Source organism: Rhizobium acaciae (assembly GCF_025941625.1).
GTDB lineage: Bacteria > Pseudomonadota > Alphaproteobacteria > Rhizobiales > Rhizobiaceae > Rhizobium > Rhizobium acaciae.
Genome location: NZ_JAPCZO010000023.1, coordinates 94,111 through 117,384, shown reverse-complemented (window position 1 = coordinate 117,384; position 23,274 = coordinate 94,111). Strand labels below are relative to the sequence as shown.

The window sequence follows — 23,274 nt, the reverse complement described above, 5'->3', positions numbered from 1 at the left end:
AAGGGCAACTCGGTGAATAACCTGAGGAAACGCCCCACATCGGCATCCCCGGTGTTTCTCCAGAATTGCCAGAACTCATAGGGCGACAGCCGATCGGCGTTTAGCCAAACTGCCCCCGAAACGCTCTTGCCCATCTTCGCGCCCGATGACGTCGTTAGCAGCGGGGCAGTCAATCCAAACAGGGTGCGTCCACCGATCCGCCGCCCAAATTCGACGCCGCTGACAATATTGCCCCACTGGTCGGAGCCACCCAGTTGAAGCAGGCAGCCGCGGCTTTCTGCGAGCACATGGAAGTCGTAGGCTTGCATGACCATGTAGTTGAATTCCAGCAATGACAGCGATTGCTCTCGTTCCAACCGTTGGCGCACGCTCTCCGATGTGAGCATCCGGTTGACTGAAAAATGCGGCCCGATATCGCGCAGGAAATCGAGATAGTTGAGCCCGCCCAACCAGTCGGCATTATTGACCATGACAGCATCGGTCGGGCCATCCCCGAAAGCGAGGAAGCGCTCGAAGACCCGCCGGATGCCGATCAGGTTTTTCATGATCTGCTCTTGACTGAGAAAAGGACGCGACGTGTCGCGGAAGCTCGGATCGCCCAGGCGGCTTGTCGCGCCGCCGAGCAACGCAATGGGTTTGTTACCCGTCTTCTGGAACCACCGGAGCATCATGATCGGAATGAGATGCCCGACATGCAGGCTGTCGGCGGTGAGATCAAATCCGTTATAGGCGGTGCCTGCTCCTGAACAAAGCCAGCCGTCGAGTGCTCCTAAGTCGGTGCATTGATGCAGGAAGCCGCGCTCACTCAAAGTGCGAAGAAAGTCGGATCTAGGTCCGGTAGGCTGAGAGGATAGTTTCACGGGGGTCTCCATTTGGGCCGATGAGGCCGGAGACCTTCTGTTGACACACGTGCCGCCGACCGTGCGGCGTCTCGAGTGTCAGGAATATGACTTTGCGCCGCTCTCTATGGGAGCAGCGAATAATAGAAGCTCGAAAGGGTCCGGGCGCAGGTCATGTATCCTTATTACCATGCGAAAGCGCAATCACAAGGGGATGCGAACGAAGTTTGAACGGATCGCAACACCACCCTCCCCGCGCCCATATCCGCCTCCACCCCTCATAAAAAATTAGCACCCGCATCAATTTGCTTGCCGTTGCGCAATGCGGCATATGTTTGTGCTCATAGGCAAATGGCATGAGCGGGGAACCATGACGTCGACGCATATGGATAAGACGGGGGATGGCGCCGGCCGGAAGGGCTTTGTCGGATTGGTCGTCGGCGCGGTCGGCGTCGTCTATGGCGATATCGGCACCAGCCCGCTCTATGCCTTTCGCGAGGCGCTCAGGCCCTTTGCGGCCGACGGCATACACGAGCCGGAAATCATCGGCCTGATTTCGCTGATGGTCTGGACGCTGACAGTCATCGTGACCTTCAAATATGTGCTCTTCCTTCTCAGGGCGGACAATGACGGCGAAGGCGGCACGCTTTCACTTCTCGCCCTTTTGATGAAGAAGATGGGGCGAAACGTGCCGGTGCTCTTCTTCGCCGGACTGATCGGAGCGGCTCTCTTCATCGGCGACGCGATGATCACGCCTGCTTTGTCGGTCATGTCGGCGCTCGAAGGCCTGAAATTGATCACACCCGCCTTTGCCGAATACGTCCCGCTTGCGTCGGCGGCGATCATGATCGTTCTCTTTGCCGTCCAGTCGAGGGGAACAGCCGCCGTTTCCAAGCTTTTCGGGCCGATCACGGTGTTGTGGTTTCTGGCCATGGCGGCAGGCGGCGTGATTCATATCGGCGACGACTGGAGGATTCTGGCCGCACTCAATCCGCTCACCGCACTCTCGTTCCTCGCCCATGCCGGCAGCGTCGGCCTCATCGTGCTTGGCGCCGTCTTTCTGACGGTGACGGGTGCCGAAGCGCTTTATGCCGATCTCGGGCATTTCGGGCGCCACCCGATCCAGATGGCATGGTTCGTGCTCGTTTTTCCCGCACTGCTCCTGAACTATCTCGGCCAAGGCGCGCTGGTTCTCGCCCATCCGGAAGCCGCCACCAATCCGTTCTTTCTGATGTATCCCGACTGGGCCTTGCTGCCGGTGGTTATCCTGGCGACGATGGCAACGATCATCGCCAGCCAGGCGGTGATCACAGGCGCATTTTCGCTGGCCCGCTCGGCTGTTCACCTCGGCTTCCTGCCGAGGCTCAGGATCAAGTTCACGTCGGAGACCAACACCGGCCAGATCTACGTGCCGAGCGTCAATCTTCTGCTGCTGGTCGGCGTCTTGATGCTGATCTCTTCCTTCGGCGATTCCGAGTCGCTGGCGACGGCCTATGGCATCTCGGTGACCGGAACCATGGTCATCTCGACCATGCTGGCCTTCCAGTTTCTCCGGGCCGTCTGGGGCTACTCCTTGGTGGTTGCCGCCGTCCTGCTGCTGCCGCTCTTCATCATCGAAGTCCTGTTCCTGGCGGCGAACCTCTTGAAGATCCACGATGGCGGCTGGGTGCCGGTCGCCCTTGCGCTGGCGATCATGATCATGATGTGGACATGGACCCGAGGCCAGGCCTATCTGAAGAGACTGCGGGCCAACAACGAGATCCCGCTCGATTCCTTCATCAGGTCGATCGAGCGAAAGTCGGACCATTCGCCCGTCACCGTTCCGGGAACGGCGGTCTTCCTGACCAGCGTCCCGGATCGCACCCCGAACGTCCTGCTCCACAATCTGAAACACAACCACGTGCTCCACGAACAGAACGTCATCCTGACCGTCTGGACCGAGGACGAACCTTACGTCCCCGACAGCCGCCGCATCAAGATCAGCCAGCTCTCGCCGCGTTTCGTGCGCCTCGACATCACTTTCGGCTTCATGGACGACCCCGACGTCACCAGGGCGCTAGCTCTCTGCCGGGAAAGCGGCTTCAAGTTCGAGATCATGAAGACGTCGTTCTATCTCGGCCGTAGGAACCTCGTTAGGACGCCGAATACCGGGCTGCCCGGCTGGCAGGAGCGCATATTCGTGGTGCTGGAAGGCTTCGCAATCGATCCGTCCGACTATTTCAACCTGCCGTCCAACCGCGTCGTCGAACTCGGCGAACAGATCGCCATTTAGGGCAGAACGCCACGGCGGCGGCGTGTCGCAATGCGTTGACGATATATCGAGGGCGTAAGGCGCTGAACCTCACGCCTTGGCCGAGATCGCGCTCAACTCCTCGAGATCGAGATCGCGTTCCAGCTCGTCTAACGTCTCGTCGTCGATGTCGCCAGCGCGATGGAGGCGAATGAGTTCCCGTCGTCCCGTGGCAACCGCCTCGAGAACGACGTCGAAGTGAGCATGGAGCACCGGTTTGTAATGCTCCGTTCTCTCGGCATAGTCGACGATCACTGTCGCCCTGCGCTGGTATCGGTCCAGCAATTGCGGGTGGATGAGTTGTCCTTCCGCGTCGTAGGCCAGGCTTTGCACGGTCCCGAGCTGGGCCTGCGCCATGGCGACTTCGGCCTGGCTCATGGTCAGGCGCGCTCTTTCCGTCTCCGTCTCCACCAGCCGCGCCCAGGCAATCACCCGCCCCAATGTCGTGCCCTGCACGAGCACGGTTCCGAGAATGACGGCGAAAGATGTGACGAGGATGAAGTCACGCCCCGGGAACCCCTCCGGCAGGCTGAGCGCCAGGGCGAGCGTGATCACGCCGCGCACGCCTGCCCAGCTGAGAACCGTCGCGCCGCCAGCGCCGAGCGGCTGAGCTCGCGTCACCCCCAGGGCTGCACAGAACTTGATGACAAGATCGGAGGCGAAAACCCAGGCAAAGCGCGCGACCACGAGTGTGAGGAGGATCGCCAGCATCGGCAGCCCCATCGTCGCGATCACGGTGGTCAAGCCGCCGCTGCGTTCGACGACATCCCGCAGCGAGAGGCCGATCAAGGTGAAAACCGAAGCTTCCATCAGGAAGATCATCACGGTCCAGAACGACGTGCCGCGCATGCGCGTTGCGGCTGAAAATACGGTATGCTGGTGCCAGGACGCGATCAGGCCGGTAGTGACGGTGGCGATGACGCCGGAAACATGCAGCAACTCTCCGAGCAGATAGGAAATCCAGGCAAGCAGCACCGTGGCTGCGATGATCAGATATTCGTCACCGAGACGCCGGACGAGCTTGACCCATGCCGTTCCCACAACGACGCCGACGACGGCGCCGCCGAGCGCCAGCACGAAAAAGCTGCCGACCGCCTCCCCCGCGCTGAAGGCTCCGGTTGCGACGGCGGCAACGGCAAAACGGAAAAGAACCAGGCCGCTCGCATCGTTGAGCAGGCTCTCGCCTTCCAAAAGGATCTGCAGCCGCCGCGGCAGCCTGACGCGCTCGAGCACGGCGCGCGCCGAGACCGCGTCCGGCGGTGCAACGATCGCGCCAAGGGCCGCGCAGGCGGCCCAGGGAAGCGATGGAAAGATATGATGGGCCACGACGGCCACCACCGCGCAGGTGAACAACACAGCGCCGACGGCCAGCGAGGCGATGCCGATCATATGGCGCCGCAACCGCGCCAGCGCGATGGCCCAGGCGCCGTCCATCAGGAGCGGCGGCAGGAAGATGACCAGCACCAGTTCCGGATCGACTGATATCGCCGGCAACCCCGGCACGAACGCCAGCAAGGCGCCACCCGTCAGCAGCGCGACGGACGGCGGCAATCCGAGCCTGTGGGCGGCATAGTGCAGCGCGATGATCGCAAGAAACATCGCGATGACGAGTTCGAATAAGTGGGTTGGTTCCATATGCCTCTGCCCCGGCTCGGAAGCGAATTTTGGATAGCTACTTCAAAGCGGAATCGATTCAAGGATAAAATTATCCAGTAATTCAATGCCTTACAGCATCTTTTACGCGACCGGAGCCCAATGGGTGCCTCGGAGCAACCGTCCATTGGCTAACATCAGCAGAATACGCTTTCCCGTCAATCCGCCTGCAAACAGGAATGGCCGCTTCGGGACCCACCTGCCGTCTCGGCGGGCATTAGATGCAGATGATCCCGTTGCCGTCGATCATTGCCTGGATTTAATTGGAATTTCCTTCGCATCCTCCTTAAATCCTGCGTCTTGAGACAGAGGAAGACAGATGAAGAGGCGAACCCTTGTGCTTGGAGGTGCAGCCATTGTCGCATCATCCGTGGCTGCGGTGGCGGTCTGGCCGCGGCGGCATGTCACTATTGCCGCCAGAACATTCGACTGGAAGGGAACGGATTTCGTAAGCGGCGGCACAAAGTCGGTCACCTTGGAAAAGCTGCCCGAGCCGCTCTTCCGTACCAGTCCGAATTGCGTTGTGACCGTCGCCCAGACCCTTGGCCCCTGCCATGTCAACAATGTCCCGACCCGTCAGGACGTTTCGGAAGGAATGGCCGGGCTGCCTTTGCGGTTGGCCGTTCGCATCGTCCACGCGGCCGATTGCCGGCCGGTCGAAAATGCCGATATCGAGATCTGGCATACCGATCACCGCGGCATCTATTCCGGCCGCGAGGCTGCGGAGATGTGCACCTTCGGCGATGCCGAGGCGATCAGCGGTCTTGCCTTCCGCGGCCGTCAGCTGACGGATGCCAAGGGGCAGGCAAGTTTTTTGACGGCCTATCCCGGATGGTACAAGGGCCGCACGCCGCATGTTCACTGTCGCATCCTCGTCGAGGGCAAGGAGCTTCTCGTCAGCCAGATCTATTTCGACGATGTGCTGAGCGATATCATCTATGGTGAGCATCCCGACTATCTCGGGCGCCCTGCCCGCGATACGCGCAACGACGAGGACGGCCTCATCCCGGAGGATGCGGCCGACCACATGTTCGATTTCGAAAAGCTCGATAGCGGCGTGCTATCCGCCACCATCACCATCGGCCTCTCTGCCTGAGCGCGGCAGCGGCGGGGTTGCGCACCCTCGATCACGACGACCTCTCCGGCCGTGGAAGCCGACACGAGGAAAGCGTCAAGGCCGGCATGTCGGTCGGGCACTATATGCCCGCATACCATTCATAACCGCGATCCTCCCAGAAGCCGCCATTGCCGCCGTAGAGCTGGCCGAGATCGGCGACGGCTTCGATGCCGGTCAGGTATTTTGCCTGCTTGTAGCCAAGCTGGCGCTCGACCCGGAGCCGGAGCGGCGCGCCATGGGCGACTTCGAGATCGCGGCCGTTCATGCTGTAGGCAAGGATCGTCTGGGGGTGGAACGCATCGACGAGATCGATGCTTTCGTAATACCAGCCGCTGCCGTCGAGCGTCTTTTCGTATTCGTCGGCGCAGTGGAAGACGATGTAGCGGGCTTCGGGTTTCAGGCCGGCCGCCTGCAACAGCGCACCGAGCGGCACGCCGGTCCATTTGCCGATCGCGCTCCAGCCCTCGACGCAGTCATGTCTGGTGATCTGCGTGCGAGCCGGCAGGGCTTTCAGCTCGGCCAGCGACAATTGCATCGGCTTGTCGACCAGTCCGCCGACCTTGAGCTTCCAGCTCGAAAACCGCTGGTTCATCCAGTCGATATAGCGGGCATTATCAGGCATGCTCGTGCCGTTGGCGCGGAAGGTCGGCGAGATATCGGCTTTGGTGAATTCGCGCGCGAGCGCGTCGTCGCCGAGCAGGAAGCGCTGCGTCTTCATGCTGAAGCCTTCGGCGATCTTGAGCACCGATTTCGTCCGATCGTTTTCGACGAGGGCATCGCAGCCGGCAAGCCCCAGCGCCGATGCCGTCATGGTCGCGCCGATCAGGAAGCGACGCCTGGTGATGATGCGGCTCATGACTTTCCTCCCTGCCCGATGTCGTAATAGCCTGTGACCATCGAACGCAAATTGTTGAACACGCCCGAGACCAGCACCATCGCCACATGCACGGCGACGAAGGCGACGAGCGAGAAGGCGGTCAGGAAATGCAGCGTGCGGGCCGATTGCCGGCCGCCGAACAGATCGAGCAGCCAGGGCGCGACCGCGTTGAAGCCCGGCGACATGGTAAGCCCTGTCCCGATCATCAGCGGCAGCAGCACGAAGATCACGGCGACATAGGCGAGTTTCTGCAGCGTATTATAGTGGCGGGCCTCGGCCCCCTTGGGAAAGCGCAGCCGGGCGTGACTGACGATCTCATGGCCGAGATGCGAAGGCTTCAGCTCTTCGGCCGCCGGCAGCAGATCGCGGCGGAAATGCCGGCTGACGAAACCATAGGCGAGATAGATGAAGCCGTTGATGACGAACAGCCAGGCAAAGAAGAAATGCCAGCGCCGGCCCGATGCCAGATCCTGGTAGCTCGGCAAGGTCAGCCAGTTCGGAAAACCGCGCACCGCGGCCTCGCCGTCGACATTCGAAACCCCGAGAATGCCCGTCGTGTTGAAACTTAATCCGCCCAAGCGCGTCACGCCCTTCAGCGCATCGCCCTCCTGTTCCGCCTCCATGGAAATGAAGGACGGATCGTCGTCGGCGCCGTACTGGCCCCAATAGAGCGCCGGATGGGCGTTGAATATCTGCAGGCCGCTGTACAGCAGCACCGTCATGCACAGCACGTTTACCCAGTGCGACAGGCGCACCAGCGGGCCATGGCGGTAGAAAAGCGTACGTCCGCTCGCCATGCCAGCATCGGTCGTGGCCATTGTAGTTCCTCCGGATCGACATGAAAGGTCTTCGCGAGAAAGGACGCGGCCGCCGGCCAAATAGTTTCAGCGGCCGCGGCCAGAGCTTACTTCATCGCCTCGCAGGCCTTCATCATCGTGTCCTTCTTCATCGTGTCCTTCTCCATGCCGGCATTGTGCATGCGGTCGGCCTTGGTGCTGCCGGTCGCCATTGTGTCCTTCGACATCGCATCCTTGGACATGGCGTCCTTCGACATCGTGCCGGTCTTCATGCTGTCTTTCTTCATGGCATCGCTGCTTTGGGCGCTGGCGGCGCCGGCAAGCGACAGGCCGATGACGAAGGTGCAGGCGGCAAGGCTGGAAAGGATCTTGATCATGAGAGTCTCCTCGGATCGATTGACATGTCCGCCGGCACCAGCGGACGGCTCACAGTCCTGAATTCGATCCCCTTGCGAAGGCGGTTACAGCCTCACTCTTATGTGATAGCGCTACAGCGCCGCGTGTCTTTTGGAGACGCGCAAGGGAGGCTGTACACTTTAAATTGCCGCCGGAAGATTTATTGAACCTGCCTGTAACCAAAGCGTCATCCACCCGAATGATATTGCAGACGACATGACGAGCGCCCATTCGGAACAAGCACTGAAGATGCTGATGCTTCTTTCCCTCGACGGGGACGAGGCAGCCTACCGGCGTCTGCTCGTGACGTTGCGAACCCTGCTCGTCGGTTATTACGGCGGGCGGATCGGCACTACCGCGAAATCCGACACGGAAGATCTCGTGCAGGAGACGTTGCTGGCGCTGCATTCGCGCCGGGCGACCTATGACAGGGAGCGGCCGTTCACCGCGTGGTTCTTCTCGATTGCCCGCTACAAGCTGATCGACCATCACCGGAAGCATGGCGGCCGGTACAAGGCGGAAATAGAACTGGACGAGGATATCGAAGACGATTTCAGGGAGGATGCGATTTCAGCGCACATGGATGTCGAACGCCTGTTGAACGGCCTGCCGCAGCGCCAGCAGGATCTGATCCGTCAGGTCAAGCTCGAGGGGCAGTCGGTGGCCGACACGGCAAGCCGCACCGGACAATCGGAATCGGCGGTCAAGGTCGGCGTTCACAGGGGTATCAAGGCGCTGGCGGCAAGATTGCGAGGTGGAATGTGAGAGAGACTGAGGACGTGATCGACAGCCTTGTGCGGGATCTGAAGCCGGTGCCGAGACATGCGCTCGAACGCCGCTTCGCGCTCGCCATCCTGCCTGCTCTGGCAGTCTCGCTGCTGCTGATGCTTATCGTCCTAGGCCATCGCACCGATATGGCGCAGGCGCTGATGCTGCCGGTCTTCTGGATCAAGTCCGCCTACAATGCCCTGCTTGCAGTCGCCGCCTTCGCAGCCGTTTACCGCCTATCCCGGCCGGATGGCTCGGAGGGGCGCTTTTTCGGGATTGCCGCGGCCATCATACTCGCCCTCGCCGTCATGGCGGTCATCCAGCTCGCTTTGTCGCCGGCTGCAAGCTATCCCGTGCTGGTGCTCGGCTCCTCCGCCCTGCATTGCCCGCTGCTGATCTTTGCCTTTGCCATGCCGATCCTGATCGCAAATACCTGGGTTCTCCGTGGCGGCGCCCCGAGCAACCTCGGCGTCACAGGCTTCATCGCCGGCATTGCCGCCGGCGCATCCGGTGCCTGGGTCTATTCCTGGTTCTGCACGGAAAACGGCCTGCCCTTCGTCACCCTCTGGTATTCGCTCGGCATCCTCTTGACCGGCGCAATCGGCGCACTGCTCGGCCCCCGCCTGCTGCGCTGGTAGCACCGGCTGTTTGCAGCACTGCGCCACTAGAGCCTTTCCGGGTTAGATTGCAGCATTCTGTTGGCTCAAACGGAGTCGGATGGTCGACCGGCCGGCGCGCGTCGTAGCCCAGCTCTACGACCAAGCCGGCCGGTCGATCAGCCGGCCCGTTTCAGCCAACCCGAAGGGCCGGGCATATTTCCGCCAGGACAAAGGCGATCGGCTCGGACGTACCTAGGGGTATGACCGTCGCCAATCGCCTTTGCCCTGACGAAAACCTGCTCCGGCAGAATGCTGCAATCTAACCCGGAAAGGCTCTAATCCTTCATCCGGCATGAAACCAGATGCAGCATTCCTGCGTACTACTCGGGGGATGAGTATTGCGTACCCCCCTGGATCGGAAAACACAGGCAGCGAGGAATGACGGCATGGTCAGGAAAGAAGGCGTAGCCCACCTCACCCGGCAAGCCGCGGAACAGGGGCTGGCCAGGCTGATGATGAGGCTGCCTGCGACGCGGGCAACGATCAGAGCAGTTGCGGCGAGCCAGCCCCATTTTTATGAATTATGCGGCGCCTACGGCGAAGCCTGCGCCGTCCTCGATCGCCTGCGCCGGGATAGATCGGGCGATCCCGCAATCATCACCGAATACGAGATCATCTGCGCGGAAATCGAAGTCGACGTCATCAGGATCCTGCTCGGCGATCAATGAGACTTCGCAAGTGCTGGGCGGACTGCCGCCGCGACAATGCAACGCCATTTTGCTCCCGGCATCCCTATCAGCCCAGCAGGTCATCCACATGGATGGAGACGCTCAACGTATCCGTGTCGAAATGCAGCGAAGTCCCGTCGGAAATCTTGTAGTGGAAGGTGTCGCTCACGTCTCCGCTGAGCCCGGCGAGCTTTGCCGCGTCGGCCGTATAGGTGTAACCGCCGTCACTATCGACATGGATGGAGCCGTATTGGCCGGTCAGCGTCACGCCGTCCTTATCGACGAATTCGCCCTCGAAGCGGCGAAGCAGCAGGGTTCCATTGGCCGAGCTGTCGTTTTCGAGGAGATTGCCGTAATGGGCGGCGTCCAGGTCGGAGGTGATTTTCAGGCTGTCATGGGTTGCGACAAGAGCAGGCGCCGTGTCCGCGTGCGTCGTATCGCCGACCGCGAGACTATCGCTACTAGCAAGCAACGTCGCCTGGGCTTCGTCGAGCGTCGTGTTGTTGCTGACGGGAAAGGTGTTCGCGGCGATGATGGCAGGCGATATGCTGTAGGGCGTCACATCGCTGGCAATGACATTGTCGTGGAAGGAGCCCGATGCAGGCCTGTCGACCTTCAGCGCTGCCTGCGACAAGTCGTCGAAGACGTTGCCGTAAATATTGATATCTTCGCGAACGTAACTGGTCGTGCCGGCGGCACTGATCGCCACGCCCCATACGCCGTCATGGATGTAATTGCCTGATATATCGTAGTCCCGCGTGTTGCCCTGGTCGCCGAGGCCGATGGCATAGGACCAGCTGTAGCCGCCATAACCTGAAATATCGTTGTCGTGAATGGCGACATTGGTGCCGGCTTGTGCGCCGATCCCGAAGCCGCCACCGATAATCGCGTTGTCCTCGACTAGGGCATTTACCGGCCGAACGAGCGCGATGACGCCCTTCGGCGTAGCGGCGCCCGTCTGGTCGAGATAATTGCCGCTGATCACGATATTGCTGCTGTCGTTCATCTGGACGGCATCTGCCGCCGTGCCGTGAGCATTGGTGACGGTGTTGTTGAGAAAATTGACGCCGTTGACTTTTTCGATCCAGACGCCATCGCCGTTCACGTCGTTGATCGTGCTGTTTTCGATGGTGATGTTCGAGCCGGTCCGGAAGGTGATCGAACCTGACTTGCCCGCCAGACCGGTGTGATCGACCTCGACGTTGCGGACCGTCCAGTTCGAAACATATCCGCCATAGATGGCCGCGCCGCCGGTGTCGGAGATCTTGATGTTCTCGATGACGATGTTCGATGCATAGAGGCTGTGGATGCCATCGTTGGGGCTATGGATGACCGGCGCATCGCCGATACCGTAACTGCCGATGGTGATCGGGGCACTCACCGTGCCGGAATATTTCAGGTCGAGCTGGTCGTTGAACACGCTTCCGGCGGCGAGCAGCACGCTGTCGCCCGGCTGCAGTTTCAAGTTTTCCACCGCCCAGAACGAAGAAAACGGCGTGTCCTCGCTCGTTCCGCTGTTGCCGTTGGAGCCTATCGCCGGATTCACATAATAGATTGTCATATTCGCCTTGTTCTCGAATTGCCGCGCAGCCGTCTGGATCGGCTGCGACGCGTGGATCGGATGCGGTCGGGGCTAAAGGCCATGTCAAAAGGCCTTCGATATTGCCCTCACGACGGTCGGCAGACCCTGTGGGCCTGCCTTGGTCCCGAGAACGCCTGGCGGAGGCGGTATCCTGGAAATGACAACTTATACGAAGATAATCTACTAAATAACGACCGAAAGGTGAATGAACGGTAATCGTCTCCCTCGGCGACGTATGGTCGCAGAGGTGTAGATGTCCCGTTTCAGGTCAGTCGCAAGCCGGAAAGGTTGAGGCCGCATTGCAGCCCCTTACCCTCACCCGGCGGCAGCCGGATGAGGGACGCTGCGGAGCCATGTGGTGGCGAGAGCAACGCCTCCCCGGGGGAGCCACGCCTCCCCGGAAGGACGCCTCCGCCACCCTCACCTCAGCTCAGCAAGCCATCCAGGTGGATGAAGACGGTCAGCGTATCCCCGTCGCTATGATGCGAGCTTCCATCGTTGATCCCGTAGCTGAACGACTCGCTCACATGTCCGCTATGGCCAGGAAGCTTCGTTTCATCGAGCGTGTAGGCATAGTTGCCTTCGCGGTCCACGTGGATGTCGCCGTATTCCCCGGTCAGCGTCAGGCCGTGCTTGCCGACGGTTTCATCCCCGAAGCGGCGAAGCACCAGGGTGTCGTTGTCCGAGCTGTCGTTTTCGAGGAGATTGCCGCGATGGGCGTCGCCCGTATCGGTGAAGATCTTCAAATTGTCATGGACGGCGACAACCGCCGGATCCGCGGGGGCCTCCGTGACTGCCGCGGTCTTGGCAACCGGGCTTGCCAGCGCCGTCTCGACATTGGCGACCGTATGGTTGCCGTTGACCGTGAAGGTATGCGCGTCGGCAATGGCCGGCGATATGCTGGTGGCCTTGGTGCCGGTCTCGATCGTATTGTTATAGAAGGAGCCGGATGCTGGCCTGTCGACCTTCAGCGCCGCCTGCGAGAGGTCGTCGAAGACGTTGTCGTGGACCTTGATATTCGTGCGCGTATAGCTGGCGCCGCTGGGGCCACTGACGGCAACGCCCCATGCGCCGTCATGAATATGGTTGCCTGAAATATCATAGTCCCGCGCATTGCCCTGGTCGCCGAGACCGACGGCGAAGGACCAGCTGTAACCGTGATATCCGGATATGTCGTTGTCGCGGATGGCGACGTTCTTGCCAGCGGGCGCGCTGATGCCGAAGCCGCCGCCGGTGAGCACATTGTCTTCGACCACGGCATTCGTTGCCCGCACCAGCGCTATCACCCCCTTCGGGGTGCTGGCGTCGGTCTGGTCGAGATGATTGCCCTTTATCAGAATATTGCTGCTGTCGTTCACTTGCACGGCATCGGCCGTCGAACCGTTCGCGCTGGTGACGGTGTTGTTGAGAATCTTGACGCCGTTGACCTTTTCGATCCAGAAGCCGTCGCCTTTGACGCCCGATATCTTGCTGTCTTCGACCGTGACGTTCTTGCTGCTCCGGAAGGTGACGGCGCCTGCGTTTTCCGACAATCCCGTCTTGGCGATCTCGACGTCGCGGACCGTCCAATTCGTGACACTGCCGCCATAAATGCCCGAACCGCCGATATTCGATATCTTCAGGTTCTCGATGACAATGTTCGAGGCATAGAGACTGTGGATACCGTCGCCGCTGCTGTGGATGACGGGTGCCGCACCCGTCCCGTAACTGCCGATCTTGATCGGCGCACTCTCGCTGCCGGAATATTTGATATCGAACTGCTCGTTGAACACGCTCCCCTTGGCAAGAAGCACGCTGTCGCCGGGTTTCAGTTTCAAGGATTCCACTTTGGACAAAGTCGCAAAAGCCGAGTTCTGGCCCGTTCCACCGTTGCGGTCGGAGCCAGTCGCTGAGTTCACATAGTAGACTGTCATATCGCCATGTTGCCCTGTTCGTCGGATCGCTAAGTCGCCGCCGGAATCGCCCAGGATCGGCCGATCGGATGCGGCGGTGGGCAACCGGCCACGGCAAGAAGGCGATAAGATGTTGTCAATGGGGCAGCGGGCGAGTTCGCGCGCCTCATTCCACAGGCAATTGTCTGGTGTGACCAAAGTTACAACTTGGGCCGAGAAATCGGCGACTTCGAGGTGAATAAATCGCGGCGTCTTTGCGCGAGGCACACGTCGCCTTCCGGCTGTGCGCCATGTGATTCTTGCCTTCGCTTGCGCTCAGGGGGTGAGGAGCGCCAGCGACGAACGCCTTGAGCGTAAGCGAAAGGCGCACTCCAAGGTGAAACCCTACCCCCTCGCCCTCAAAGCCGAGGTTAGCGGCAACCATGTCGCAGCGATGGGGAGACCTCAGGCCCTACAGCGCCGCGCGTCTTTCCAGACGCGCAAAGGACGCTGTAGCACTTTGAATTGCTGCATAATTCCTTAAATCGATCCCGATTTAAGGAATTATGCAGTAGCCGCTTCGGCCTTGATCTTCGGCTTCAGCAGGATGATGAGAAGCAAGCCGGCGATGATGAGTGCCGCGCCTTCGAGGTGATAGCGTTGCAACTGCTCGCCGAGGATCAGATAGGCGAGCACGGCTATGAAGATGGTCTGAATGTAGAGGAGGACGCCCGCTCGAGCCGCGCCCAGTGCCTCGATGCTGCGATTGAAGAGGTAGTACATGACCGCCCCGCCAGGGATCGCAACATAGGCGAGCGCGATGAGCCCGCTGCCGTTGAGCGTCGAGCGTTCGTCTGAGAATAGCTCGGACAGGTAGAAGGGCAACGCCGTCAGCACCGCCGCACCGAGCAGCAGCACCAGGAGCGCAAGGCGATTCATATCGAATTTCGCGCGGCGGAGCAGGACGGTATAGAGACTGAAACAGAACGCGCCGGCGACGATCCACAGTTCACCCGGGTTGAAGTCGAGCCGCATCAGCGCGGCCGGACTGCCCTTGATGATGATGACCACGATCCCGAGAAAGGCCAGGATCGATCCGATCACCTGCCAGCGTCCCATCGGCTCGGCCAGCATCAAACGGGCAAGGATCATGGTGATGATCGGGATCAGGGCGATAATGATGCCGGCAGTGGTGGCATCGGCATGTTCGAGGCCGACGAAAATCATGCCCTGGCAGATCGCCAGTCCCACACCGCCAATCGCAAGCAGTTCGAGGGCGCGAGCCCGCACCAGCGCGACCATGTCGCCGAAATGCCGGCGCACGATCGGCATCAGGATCGCGAAGGCGATCAGCACGCGCCAGAAGCAGAGCGCCCAGGGCGGCATCTCAGTAGAAACCCATTTCGCCGCGATATAGACGCCGGCCGACAGCAGCCAGCAGAGAACGCCCACGGAATAAGCGGCGGCAAGCGAATTGCCTGCCGCCTGTTCCGTCCCGACCGTGTCGCGATGGACCGCCAAGACATTCATTGCCATGGCTGAGTTATGCCACAGTTTCCGTGGGCTGCACAGATGAGGCGGCGCGGATGTCTCCTTCGGGCCGATCAGGACGGTCGCCGTGTTGATGTGACCCGCCCGGAAGATTTAGACAGCCAGCCTCTACCCTCTCGCCCGCAAAGCCGAGGTCAGCGGCAGCCGTGTCGCCGCAAGTGCCGGCAACGCGCCGCCGATTATGCCGATGGCAAGTCCCAGCAAGCCCGCGGTGAGCGCGACGTCGGCGGTGACGTCGAGCTGGAAGGCCATCTTGGTATTGTTGGCGCCCATCGTGCTGGCCTGCCAGCCGTTGAAGGCGAGCCATGAGGCGAGGATGCCGAGGGCGGCGCCGGTGATCGAGAGAGCCATGGCCTCGACCCAGGTGGCAGTGAAGGCCGGCAGGCGGCCGAAGCCGAGCAGGCGCAGCGTTGAGATTTCGACGGTGCGGTCGGAGACCGAGCTCATCATCGTATTCAGCGCGCCAGCGGTGGCGCCGACGGCCATCAAAAGCGCCAGCGGCCAGCCGAACAGGCGGATGAGGCTCGCGGTGCGTTCAGATTGCGCGGCATAAAGACCGGCTTCGGAGACGGCGGTGAGCCGCGCACCGGGAAATGCGGAGAGATGCTCCTGCAACACAGGCAACCCGCCTGCCCCATCGAGACGCACGCGCAGGCTCTGCACCTGTCCCTGCCGGTCGAAGGCCGATTGCACTGCCTCCAGATCCGCCCAGATCTCGGATTCGAAGGCGCTGCCGCCGGAGGTGAAATGCCCGACGACCGTCCAGTCCACAGCGCCGAGCCGCACCTTGTCGCCGACGGCAAAGCCGGAGAATTCATCGGCGATGCGCCCGCCGACGACGATCTCGCTGGCGCCCGGCGAAAACAGCCGCCCTTGGGAGAGCGATACGCGACCGCGCAAACCCGGCCCCGTAGTGTCCATGCCGCGCAACGACAGTGTCTGTTCCGCCCCGTCGCTTGCCCTGAGGACATCGACGGGAACAACGATCTCGCGCGACAGCCCCAGGCCGCCCGCGCCATTCCGCGCCACGCCGATCCCGCCGGTTGCGGCGGTCAGGCCGCGGATCGCTTCGGCCGGCACATCCGAGCCGGTCTCCTGATTGGTGCCGCCGCCGAGAATGACGGCGATGCCGGTCGAACCCGCGCCTTGAAGGGCTGCCTCAAAGCCCCTGGCCATGGCGAGAAAACCCGCAAGCACCGCCACCACGAGCGCCACCGATAGCACCATCGACAGCGAGATCCATAGCCGCCGCGGCAGGCTGCCGAGATTGACTCTGATCATGAGAAAGATCTGCTTGAGCGCTGATGACATTCGACTATCTCGTTCTGAAGGCGTTGATGATGGGCAGGCGCATGGCGCTGAAGGCGGGCAACAGCCCGGTCAGGAGGCCGAGACCGGCAATGATCGCGACGGATTTCAGCAGCACCTCGGCGCTGAAGACGAGGCCGAATGCCGGCCCGATCGAAAGCGTCGCGAGCTTGGCGAGAATGAGCCCGCCCGCGCCGCCGACGGCGAAGATGAACAGCGTCTCGCCGAGGATGAGCGCTATGATCCGCCCGCCGGAAAAGCCGAGCACTTTCATGACACCGATTTCGAAGCGGCGTTCCCGCACGGCAAAGAGCATGGTGTTCACCGCGATCATCAGGATCGTTACGAAGGCGGCGCCGACGACGAGGCTGACGATCAGGCCGACATCGGCGAATTGCCGGAGAAAGGCCTCGAGAAACTGCTTTTCGGATTGCGTCCTGGTCTGAGCCGCCGAATTGGCGAACAGCGCGTCGATTCGCGCCGCGAGCACGGCGGATGAAACGCCCGGTCGCCGTCGCACTACGAAGCCATCGACTGTATCCTTGCCGCGGGCGCGCGCCGCATTGACGGCATCATAGCGGGCGATCATGAAATAGGTGTCGGTGCTGGCGTCGGCCCCCTCGAAGATGCCGGCGATCTCAAAACTCCAGTTGCGGCTGCCGTCTTCCCTTGTCAGGTGGCTGGTGACCCCGATGCGCTGGCCGACCGACCAGCCCTGCGCCTCCGCCAGCGCCCGGCCGACCAGCACCCGGTCACGGCCCTCTTCCAGCGCTGATATCAGCTGCGGCGTCAGCCCGAGCTCGTCGCCATTGGCCGCGGCGATCAATCGTGGATCGACCGCGCTCGTCATCACGACATTCTTCTCGACATCGACGAAGCCCCGCATGCGCGTCATGTAGGCGACGGCGGCGACATCGCTATCGGCAGCGATCCTGTTGAGATAGGCAAGCGGCAGCGGCTGCGCCCGCCCCGATCTGTTGAAGACGCCGAGCAGCGTATCGCTCGCCCCGGCCGCCCCTTGCGAGCCGCTGAGGAAGCTCGCCGTCAGCCCATAGATCAGGAAGGCGACGCCGACCGAGAACATCAGAAGCGTAGCCCTGAGCGGCTTGCGCCAGGCATTGCGGCGCATCAGCTGGAAGAAGGTCATTGGGCCAACCTTTCCTGCTCGACGAATTCGCCCTTGTTGAGATGCAGCGTGCGCCGAGCGAAGGCGGCGGCCTCGGGATCATGCGTGACCATGATGATGGTTTTCCGAAGCTCGCGATTGAGAAAGCCCAGCATCTCGAGAATATCATTGGCGGATTTCCGGTCGAGATCGCCGGTCGGTTCGTCGCAGAGCAAGAGGTCGGGATCGCCGACGATGGCGCGGGCAATACCGACGCGTTGCTGCTGCCCGCCGGACATGCTGGATGGAAACTGACGCTGCCGCCCGGAGAGCCCGACCAGATCCATGACGGTCTCAACGCGCGTCCGCCGCTCCTTGCGCTTGAGCGGTTTCAACAGCAGCGGCAGCTCGATATTCTCGCCCGCATTCAGCATCGGCAGCAGGTTGTAGAACTGGAAAACGATGCCCATGCTGTGTGCCCGCCAGGCGGCCCTGGCGCCTTCGCCCATCTGCTCGAGATGGCTGCGGCCGATCCCGATCTCCCCTCCGTCGGGGCTGTCGATACCACCGAGCATGTTGAGCAGCGTCGATTTCCCCGAGCCCGACGGCCCCATGATGGCGACGAAATCGCCGCGTGCTATGGAAAGGTCGAGCCCGGAAAAGATCGGGATCGTCTCCGCGCCGATCCTGAATGCCTTCCTGACGCCGCGAAGTGCGATATAGGGTTCTTGAGTGTCGGTCATCGCTCTGCTCCTTGCTGATGGTCTGTGCTATCCCCGGCCTCACCCACCAGAAGGCGGATGCGCGCGGCCATGGCGGGGCGCATGTCTGGCGGCGGCGAGGAGAGCGACAGGCGAAGCGTCACCGTCCCCTTCTCCCGCGAAATCATCGGCGCGATCTTCGATACTTCGACCGCAAAAGGCCGGTCGGGAAAGCCGTCGAGCACCGCCTCGCCACGCAAGCCCGGCCGGATCAAGGCGATATTCGCCTCGGCCACATCGGCATCGATGACCATGGTTGCCATGTCGGCAATCGCAAGCAGGCTTTCATTCTCCCGGACGCTGTCCTCGCGCGACAGCACGGTGTCGCCGACATGTGCGGTAAGCCGCGTGACGGTGCCTGATATCGGCGCCCGGACGGTCAGCGCCTCCACCTGCTCGCGCGCCCTGTCGATATCGAGATCGGCCTTGGCCACGTCCTGCCGTGCCTGCAGGGCGGCATTTTCGGCGGTGTCGAACGCCGTCTTCGCCTCCTCCAGTGTCTGCGCCGACATCGCATCGCGCCCGGCAAGCCGCTCGGTGCGCGTGAGGGAAGACCGCGCCTGCGCCAATTCAATCATCTTCGCCGTCAGCGCCAGCTCCGCCGATTGCCGGGCGATCTCAGCCCCCTGAAGCGCAAAGCGGGCGCCGGCATCATCGAGCCGCACCAGCACCTGGCCTGTTACGACCCTGTCGCCCGCCTCAACCTCGACGGCGACGATCCGGCCCTCATATTTGGAGAAGACAGTGGCGATATCAGGTGCCACGACGTAGCCGGAGCCGGTGACTTCCCGGGACGGCAATGCTCTGTCCGCTGGGTTATTGGAGGGCAGAGCCCGGATAGGACCGGCGGCGGGCACGTCTGTTCCATCGACGGATATTGCGGCCTCGTCCTTGCCTATGAGACCCGCAAGCACAGTCTCGATGCGCTCCAGCGTATCGGGCCGATAGAGAAGCGCCACCGCCAGCAATGCCGTCGCGACGAGGGCCAGCATTGCTCTTCGGATCACCCACCGCCGGGTCTGACGATCCGGCGGCTCTGTCTTGAAGGCCGCGGGCTCGATCGAAAGCGATCTCAGCTTGGCGGCAAGGTCTCGGTCATGTTCTGATGTCATGTTCATGCCGCCAGAATGACCAATGGCAACAAAACCGCGACCTCGAACGCGTTTCTGACAGTCCTCGATCGCGATTGTGTACGTGGCGCGGCAAGGCACCCGGTCAGCCCTCATGCTGAGGAGGCCCGAAGGGCCGTCTCGAACCACGAGGGCGGGTGATTGCGCGGGTGCAGACTGGGTGGATGAAGCCCCGGTTGCCAGCCTCCTTCGAGGGCCCTACGGGGCGCTCAGGATGAGGCTGGAGAGAGGACAGGCGTCACTTCAGGACGAAGCCGAAGAGACACCGGATCCGCCCTTCCTCTCACGCCAGGCAAGCGGCGTCATATCCGTGACGCGGCGGAATTCGCGGTTGAAGTTGGACTTGGTCTGGAAGCCGACCTCGAACATCACCTCGGTTACCGATTTCTCCGTACTGATAAGCAGCCGGCAGGCCTCGCCGATCCTGTAGTCGTTGACATATTGCGAGACGTTCTTGTCCATCGCCCGGTTGATCGCCGCCGAGATCTGCCGGGCGGGAATGCCGGCCTTGCGGGCCAACCGGTCGAGATTGAGATTGGCATCGCGATAGAGTTTTTTTGCCTCCATCAGCGCATCGACCGTGGCGATCGTATCCTTATCCTCCGTCGTTTCGGACTTCAGCGCCGCCTCCACCGTCTCGACCGGCGCCCGGCTTCGGCTGGCGGCCGCCGCTGCGATGCCGAGGATGACGAGGACAGCGAGATTGCTGACGCTGATCAGCGTCAGCGCATGCTCGCCATGCGCCCATGTGAAATCGAAAAAGACGAAAATATCGACTGCCGCCGACAGGCACAGCGCCGCCGCCGCGAAGATGATCGCCCGATAGGCCGGCACCGCCCCCTCGAAGGGCGCAAGCCGAAGCGCATCCGTGCCCGGCCGCATCAGCAGCAGGATCGCCAGGGCATAACCGACGAAAACAAGCACCAGCGCGAGATCGATAGCATCCCGCCGGAACACCATCAACAAGAGCATGACAGCAGCGGGCACGGCATGCAGCGCAATCCGCGTCGGCAGCGGCCGCCGGCTCGTCCTCACCAGCCTGGAAACCCCGGCATAGGCAAGCGGCGGCACCATCGCCGCGGTGACAGGCGCGATCACGCCCACCGCCTGCACCCCGTAGCCCCAGCGCAGGCCGGAGAGGACGGATTGCAGCACCGCGAGCAGGATCAGCGCCAGAAACGGTCGGTTGGGCTGCGCCTCCTCGTCCCGCCTGAGGACGGTGACGAAGAGGATGAGCAGCAGCAGGGCAACGACGAAAGGAAGCGGAATGAACAGCATGGCCTGATAGGATCGGAGTGGCGAATGGATGGCCATCATTGCCGAGATCCTCAGCCGGCGCGACCTCCATCATGTTTTAGGACGCGTTTTAGGCTGGGATTTTTTGTGAGCGGCATGCCGTGAAGTTGCTCTACTGCGAGCTGCCTAGCCGAGAGCGCTTTGTGCTGCGCAGATCCGATCGACCAAAGCATCGAGATCGCCCCTTGGCGGGCGGTTCTTGGCCAGGCGCTGCTTGAGATGCATGATCGGCTCCGCCAGAATTTCATCAAGGCTCTCGGCGCAGGTGAAGTCGCCCACCACGCTTTTGACCTTTGAATTGTCAAAGATCGCCGACCATGCCTTGTCGCCCCGGAGCGGCCCAACCCACTCCGGATTGTACCGGACCAGGGTGTCCGTCGGCACGTGTACGATCCTGGCCTCGACATCAAGCAATCTGGCGATCGTCTTTTGAATATCGTCCCAGATATGGGCGCGGTCGGAGGTGATGTGGAAGATCTCGTTCAACGCCGCCGGCTTGCCGAAAAGCCCGACAAAGGGCACCGCGAAATCAACCGAGCGGGTCAGTGTCCAGGGCGTGTGGCCATCGCCCGCCACGATGGTGGGCTCGCCGTCCAGCATGCGTCTCGCCATGACATCGCTGTCGCCCATCATGATCGGCAGGCCGGTGCGAACGGTGTGACTGGGGCGGACGATGGTCCAGGCGAGATTCTTGGAATTCTTGAGCAGCGCTTCGCAGGCAATCTTGTCCTGGCTATAGCGCCAGTAGGGGTTGATCGCCGGTGTCTGCTCGGTAATCACATAATGGCGCGGCGGCTTTTCATAGACCGAAGCCGAAGAGATGAAGATGTACTGGCCGCAGTGCCCGGCAAACACATCGATGTCACGCGCGACTTGATCGGGCGTAAAGGCAATGAACTGGCACACGACGTCATAATTGGCCTTGGCCAAGTCCGCATAGGCGGGTGCCGCGAGATCGCCGACGATCGAGGTAACCCCCGCAGGTAATGGGTCGCCTCTCAAGCTGCGGTTATAGACGCTGACATCGTGGCCCTGAACCACGGCGCGTTCGACGCATGGATATGAAATCTGGCCGGTACCGCCAACGAAAAGGATTTTCAAAGCCATGGGAAGGACCTCGGTGTCGGATGTGGCGGGATATGCGGTAGTCTTCATAGCGCGAAAGAAATCGGTCGTCTCCTGCAAAACACCTGCACCGGCTCACGTCGTTTGGGTCGACCTGTCCCCGTAAACCAACGTGGTGGCATTCCGCATAAACCGATCGGACGACGTGAGGTTCGGCCGCAACCAGCCATTGCCGATACCGCAAAGATCTCTATCTCAAGCCAATAATGCCCCTTCTGTTTGAGATCAGCACAAGACGGAGGCTTTCTTGAAGGATTATCTGCCCTATGCAGCCGGGGTGCTGGCAGGATTATTGGTCGCCTTCCTCATGTCTGGCCTGTTGGCGCTGACGGAGACACCGCAGCTCGTGCTTTTCGCATTGCTGCCGGCCGTCGGTGGCGCTCTCGTCGAACGCGTTTGCCGTCGCCGGCCCAACAATTCTTGAAGGGTTCCATGGCAAGGCTGAAAGAAATCGTCATTGATTGCGACATTCCCTCGCGTGTCGCCCGGTTCTGGGCGGAGGCGCTCGATGGCTACGAGGTGATGTCATATGACGAAGAAGAACTGGCCCGTCTTGCCGCCCTCGGGTTGACACCCGAGACTGACCCGACCGTGATGGTCGAAGGTCCTGGAACACGCCTTTGCTTCCACCTTCGCCAAGGGGAACGCCCCGCCCGCAACCGGCTTCATCTCGATATTGCCACCCCCGATCGGGCCAGGGAGGTAGACCGGCTTCTATCCCTCGGAGCGAGCTTCGTCCGCGAAGCGGATGGCTATACGGTCTTGAATGATCCCGAAGGCAATAATTTCTGCGTGGCGTCCGAATAGTTCGATCCGGGCCGGAATGTCTGGGTCAGACACGATTCAGGAACTCGATCACGCGGAGGGTGAGCAGCGCGGTCGCATCCGCATCATAGGACGGCAGCGAGCTGTCGGCAAAGTAATGCTGATCGCCTGGGTACAGGAAAAGCTCCGCGTCCTCGACCTTTTCCACGATCTCGCGGGCGGCGTCGATGTCGCCCTCGCCGACGAAAATCGGATCGTTGTCCATGCCGTGGATCTGCACCGCGACGCCGTCCGGCCAGGGTCCGAAGGCCCACTCGCCGCTGATCGGCAGGCAGGAGTAGAAGAGCAGAGCCCCGCGGGCGCCGGGCCGCGTCTGCGCCAGCTTCTGCGCCGGCAGCACACCGAAGGAGAACCCGGCATAGACGAGCCCGGCAGGCAAGGCGTCGGCGAGGCGCACGCCGCGCTCCCTGACCTCGTCGAATCCGATCTCACCGATATAGGCCAGCCCCTCTTCGATGCTCGGGAACGTGCGCCCGTCAAACAGATCGGGCGTGTGCACGATATGGCCGGCTGCCCTGATGTCATCGGCGAACGCATGCACACCTGGGGTCAGCCCCTGCGCGTGGTGAAACAACAGGACCTGAGCCATGCGGAGCCTCCATGTGGGATGGTCGGGCAAACATTCTGCAACTCTACAGCGTCATTCCCTCGCCGGG

22 protein-coding genes are annotated in these 23,274 nt (G+C 61.6%); 7 read left to right on the top strand and 15 right to left on the bottom strand.

The genetic code is table 11. The features are described from left to right. On the bottom strand, positions 1–860 hold an 860-nt coding region (gene tyrS / locus OLZ32_RS30260; RefSeq protein ID WP_264399967.1), incomplete at its 3' end, for a tyrosine--tRNA ligase. 349 nt (positions 861–1,209) lie between these two features. Between tyrS and OLZ32_RS30255 the strand changes: the two genes are divergently transcribed. After that, entirely contained in the window at positions 1,210–3,111 is a 1,902-nt protein-coding gene (locus OLZ32_RS30255; protein ID WP_017988758.1) for a potassium transporter Kup, read from the top strand. Between the two features lie 69 nt (positions 3,112–3,180). On the opposite strand, the gene OLZ32_RS30250 is transcribed toward OLZ32_RS30255, so the two are convergent. Next, positions 3,181–4,764 carry a Na+/H+ antiporter gene (locus OLZ32_RS30250; RefSeq protein ID WP_017988759.1) on the bottom strand — a complete coding sequence of 528 codons (1,584 nt, stop codon included), beginning with the start codon at positions 4,762–4,764 and terminating at the stop codon, positions 3,181–3,183. Positions 4,765–5,101: 337 nt separating this feature from the next. Here OLZ32_RS30250 and OLZ32_RS30245 point away from each other — a divergent pair, with 337 nt between their 5' ends. Beyond that, entirely contained in the window at positions 5,102–5,878 is a 777-nt protein-coding gene (locus OLZ32_RS30245) for a dioxygenase family protein (protein WP_264399966.1), read from the top strand. Between the two features lie 100 nt (positions 5,879–5,978). Here OLZ32_RS30245 and OLZ32_RS30240 read toward each other — a convergent pair whose 3' ends face one another. The 3 genes from OLZ32_RS30240 to OLZ32_RS30230 form a co-directional block, all read right to left on the bottom strand. Continuing rightward, entirely contained in the window at positions 5,979–6,755 is a 777-nt protein-coding gene (locus OLZ32_RS30240; RefSeq protein WP_264399965.1) for a molybdopterin-binding protein, read from the bottom strand. Then, a complete protein-coding gene (locus tag OLZ32_RS30235; protein ID WP_264399964.1) occupies positions 6,752–7,594 on the bottom strand; it encodes a cytochrome b/b6 domain-containing protein in 843 nt (280 codons plus the stop codon). Before OLZ32_RS30235 ends, OLZ32_RS30240 begins: the two co-directional genes overlap by 4 nt. An 86-nt stretch (positions 7,595–7,680) precedes the next feature. Next, positions 7,681–7,950, bottom strand: a complete 270-nt coding sequence (locus OLZ32_RS30230; RefSeq protein WP_264399963.1) for a pentapeptide MXKDX repeat protein — start codon at positions 7,948–7,950, stop codon at positions 7,681–7,683. A gap of 235 nt (positions 7,951–8,185) precedes the next feature. Between OLZ32_RS30230 and OLZ32_RS30225 the strand changes: the two genes are divergently transcribed. The 3 genes from OLZ32_RS30225 (at position 8,186) to OLZ32_RS30215 (ending at position 10,064) form a co-directional block, all read left to right on the top strand. Beyond that, positions 8,186–8,734, top strand: a complete 549-nt coding sequence (locus OLZ32_RS30225; protein ID WP_264399962.1) for a sigma-70 family RNA polymerase sigma factor — start codon at positions 8,186–8,188, stop codon at positions 8,732–8,734. Next, positions 8,731–9,375, top strand: a complete 645-nt coding sequence (locus tag OLZ32_RS30220; protein WP_264399961.1) for a DUF1109 domain-containing protein — start codon at positions 8,731–8,733, stop codon at positions 9,373–9,375. Before OLZ32_RS30225 ends, OLZ32_RS30220 begins: the two co-directional genes overlap by 4 nt. 407 nt (positions 9,376–9,782) lie before the next feature. Beyond that, positions 9,783–10,064 (top strand): hypothetical protein, encoded by a 282-nt coding sequence (locus OLZ32_RS30215; RefSeq protein ID WP_003540890.1) that lies wholly within the window; start codon positions 9,783–9,785, stop codon positions 10,062–10,064. Between the two features lie 67 nt (positions 10,065–10,131). Here OLZ32_RS30215 and OLZ32_RS30210 read toward each other — a convergent pair whose 3' ends face one another. The 9 genes from OLZ32_RS30210 to OLZ32_RS30170 form a co-directional block, all read right to left on the bottom strand. Further along, the gene (locus OLZ32_RS30210; RefSeq protein WP_264399960.1) at positions 10,132–11,625 is read right to left on the bottom strand and encodes a right-handed parallel beta-helix repeat-containing protein; all 1,494 of its coding nucleotides are present in this window, start codon (positions 11,623–11,625) and stop codon (positions 10,132–10,134) included. A gap of 446 nt (positions 11,626–12,071) precedes the next feature. Next, positions 12,072–13,559, bottom strand: a complete 1,488-nt coding sequence (locus OLZ32_RS30205) for a right-handed parallel beta-helix repeat-containing protein (protein ID WP_264399959.1) — start codon at positions 13,557–13,559, stop codon at positions 12,072–12,074. A gap of 522 nt (positions 13,560–14,081) precedes the next feature. Further along, the gene (locus tag OLZ32_RS30200) at positions 14,082–15,053 is read right to left on the bottom strand and encodes a DMT family transporter (protein ID WP_222249604.1); all 972 of its coding nucleotides are present in this window, start codon (positions 15,051–15,053) and stop codon (positions 14,082–14,084) included. Between the two features lie 123 nt (positions 15,054–15,176). Continuing rightward, positions 15,177–16,379 (bottom strand): ABC transporter permease, encoded by a 1,203-nt coding sequence (locus tag OLZ32_RS30195; protein ID WP_264399958.1) that lies wholly within the window; start codon positions 16,377–16,379, stop codon positions 15,177–15,179. A 4-nt stretch (positions 16,380–16,383) separates the two neighbouring features. Beyond that, entirely contained in the window at positions 16,384–17,523 is a 1,140-nt protein-coding gene (locus tag OLZ32_RS30190; protein WP_264399957.1) for an ABC transporter permease, read from the bottom strand. Continuing rightward, positions 17,520–18,224 carry an ABC transporter ATP-binding protein gene (locus OLZ32_RS30185; RefSeq protein WP_264399956.1) on the bottom strand — a complete coding sequence of 235 codons (705 nt, stop codon included), beginning with the start codon at positions 18,222–18,224 and terminating at the stop codon, positions 17,520–17,522. The genes OLZ32_RS30190 and OLZ32_RS30185 overlap by 4 nt, the downstream gene beginning before the upstream one ends. Beyond that, entirely contained in the window at positions 18,221–19,453 is a 1,233-nt protein-coding gene (locus OLZ32_RS30180; RefSeq protein WP_264399968.1) for an efflux RND transporter periplasmic adaptor subunit, read from the bottom strand. The genes OLZ32_RS30185 and OLZ32_RS30180 overlap by 4 nt, the downstream gene beginning before the upstream one ends. Positions 19,454–19,615: 162 nt before the next feature. Further along, positions 19,616–20,689, bottom strand: a complete 1,074-nt coding sequence (locus OLZ32_RS30175; RefSeq protein WP_264399955.1) for a helix-turn-helix domain-containing protein — start codon at positions 20,687–20,689, stop codon at positions 19,616–19,618. Between the two features lie 105 nt (positions 20,690–20,794). Beyond that, positions 20,795–21,775 carry an SDR family oxidoreductase gene (locus OLZ32_RS30170; protein WP_264399954.1) on the bottom strand — a complete coding sequence of 327 codons (981 nt, stop codon included), beginning with the start codon at positions 21,773–21,775 and terminating at the stop codon, positions 20,795–20,797. Positions 21,776–22,040: 265 nt separating this feature from the next. Between OLZ32_RS30170 and OLZ32_RS30165 the strand changes: the two genes are divergently transcribed. Both OLZ32_RS30165 and OLZ32_RS30160 read left to right on the top strand, forming a co-directional pair. After that, on the top strand, positions 22,041–22,217 hold the full coding sequence (locus OLZ32_RS30165) for a hypothetical protein (RefSeq protein ID WP_003540910.1): 177 nt from the start codon (positions 22,041–22,043) through the stop codon (positions 22,215–22,217). Positions 22,218–22,225: 8 nt separating this feature from the next. After that, complete coding sequence (locus tag OLZ32_RS30160) at positions 22,226–22,600, top strand: VOC family protein (RefSeq protein ID WP_264399953.1); 375 nt, start codon at positions 22,226–22,228, stop codon at positions 22,598–22,600. 25 nt (positions 22,601–22,625) lie between these two features. On the opposite strand, the gene OLZ32_RS30155 is transcribed toward OLZ32_RS30160, so the two are convergent. Further along, positions 22,626–23,237 carry a dienelactone hydrolase family protein gene (locus OLZ32_RS30155; protein ID WP_264399952.1) on the bottom strand — a complete coding sequence of 204 codons (612 nt, stop codon included), beginning with the start codon at positions 23,235–23,237 and terminating at the stop codon, positions 22,626–22,628. Positions 23,238–23,274 lie beyond the last annotated feature (37 nt).

Coding starts and splice junctions, on each gene's coding strand:
- OLZ32_RS30245 (WP_264399966.1), top strand. CDS start 5,102: ATGAAGAGGCGAACCCTTGTGCTTGGAGGTGCAGCCATTGTCGCATCA.
- OLZ32_RS30185 (WP_264399956.1), bottom strand. CDS start 18,224: ATGACCGACACTCAAGAACCCTATATCGCACTTCGCGGCGTCAGGAAG.
- OLZ32_RS30175 (WP_264399955.1), bottom strand. CDS start 20,689: ATGATGGCCATCCATTCGCCACTCCGATCCTATCAGGCCATGCTGTTC.
- OLZ32_RS30215 (WP_003540890.1), top strand. CDS start 9,783: ATGGTCAGGAAAGAAGGCGTAGCCCACCTCACCCGGCAAGCCGCGGAA.
- OLZ32_RS30250 (WP_017988759.1), bottom strand. CDS start 4,764: ATGGAACCAACCCACTTATTCGAACTCGTCATCGCGATGTTTCTTGCG.
- OLZ32_RS30200 (WP_222249604.1), bottom strand. CDS start 15,053: ATGGCAATGAATGTCTTGGCGGTCCATCGCGACACGGTCGGGACGGAA.
- OLZ32_RS30240 (WP_264399965.1), bottom strand. CDS start 6,755: ATGAGCCGCATCATCACCAGGCGTCGCTTCCTGATCGGCGCGACCATG.
- OLZ32_RS30170 (WP_264399954.1), bottom strand. CDS start 21,775: ATGGCTTTGAAAATCCTTTTCGTTGGCGGTACCGGCCAGATTTCATAT.
- OLZ32_RS30160 (WP_264399953.1), top strand. CDS start 22,226: ATGGCAAGGCTGAAAGAAATCGTCATTGATTGCGACATTCCCTCGCGT.
- OLZ32_RS30195 (WP_264399958.1), bottom strand. CDS start 16,379: ATGTCATCAGCGCTCAAGCAGATCTTTCTCATGATCAGAGTCAATCTC.
- OLZ32_RS30225 (WP_264399962.1), top strand. CDS start 8,186: ATGACGAGCGCCCATTCGGAACAAGCACTGAAGATGCTGATGCTTCTT.
- OLZ32_RS30190 (WP_264399957.1), bottom strand. CDS start 17,523: ATGACCTTCTTCCAGCTGATGCGCCGCAATGCCTGGCGCAAGCCGCTC.
- OLZ32_RS30205 (WP_264399959.1), bottom strand. CDS start 13,559: ATGACAGTCTACTATGTGAACTCAGCGACTGGCTCCGACCGCAACGGT.
- OLZ32_RS30235 (WP_264399964.1), bottom strand. CDS start 7,594: ATGGCCACGACCGATGCTGGCATGGCGAGCGGACGTACGCTTTTCTAC.
- OLZ32_RS30230 (WP_264399963.1), bottom strand. CDS start 7,950: ATGATCAAGATCCTTTCCAGCCTTGCCGCCTGCACCTTCGTCATCGGC.
- OLZ32_RS30210 (WP_264399960.1), bottom strand. CDS start 11,625: ATGACAATCTATTATGTGAATCCGGCGATAGGCTCCAACGGCAACAGC.
- OLZ32_RS30255 (WP_017988758.1), top strand. CDS start 1,210: ATGACGTCGACGCATATGGATAAGACGGGGGATGGCGCCGGCCGGAAG.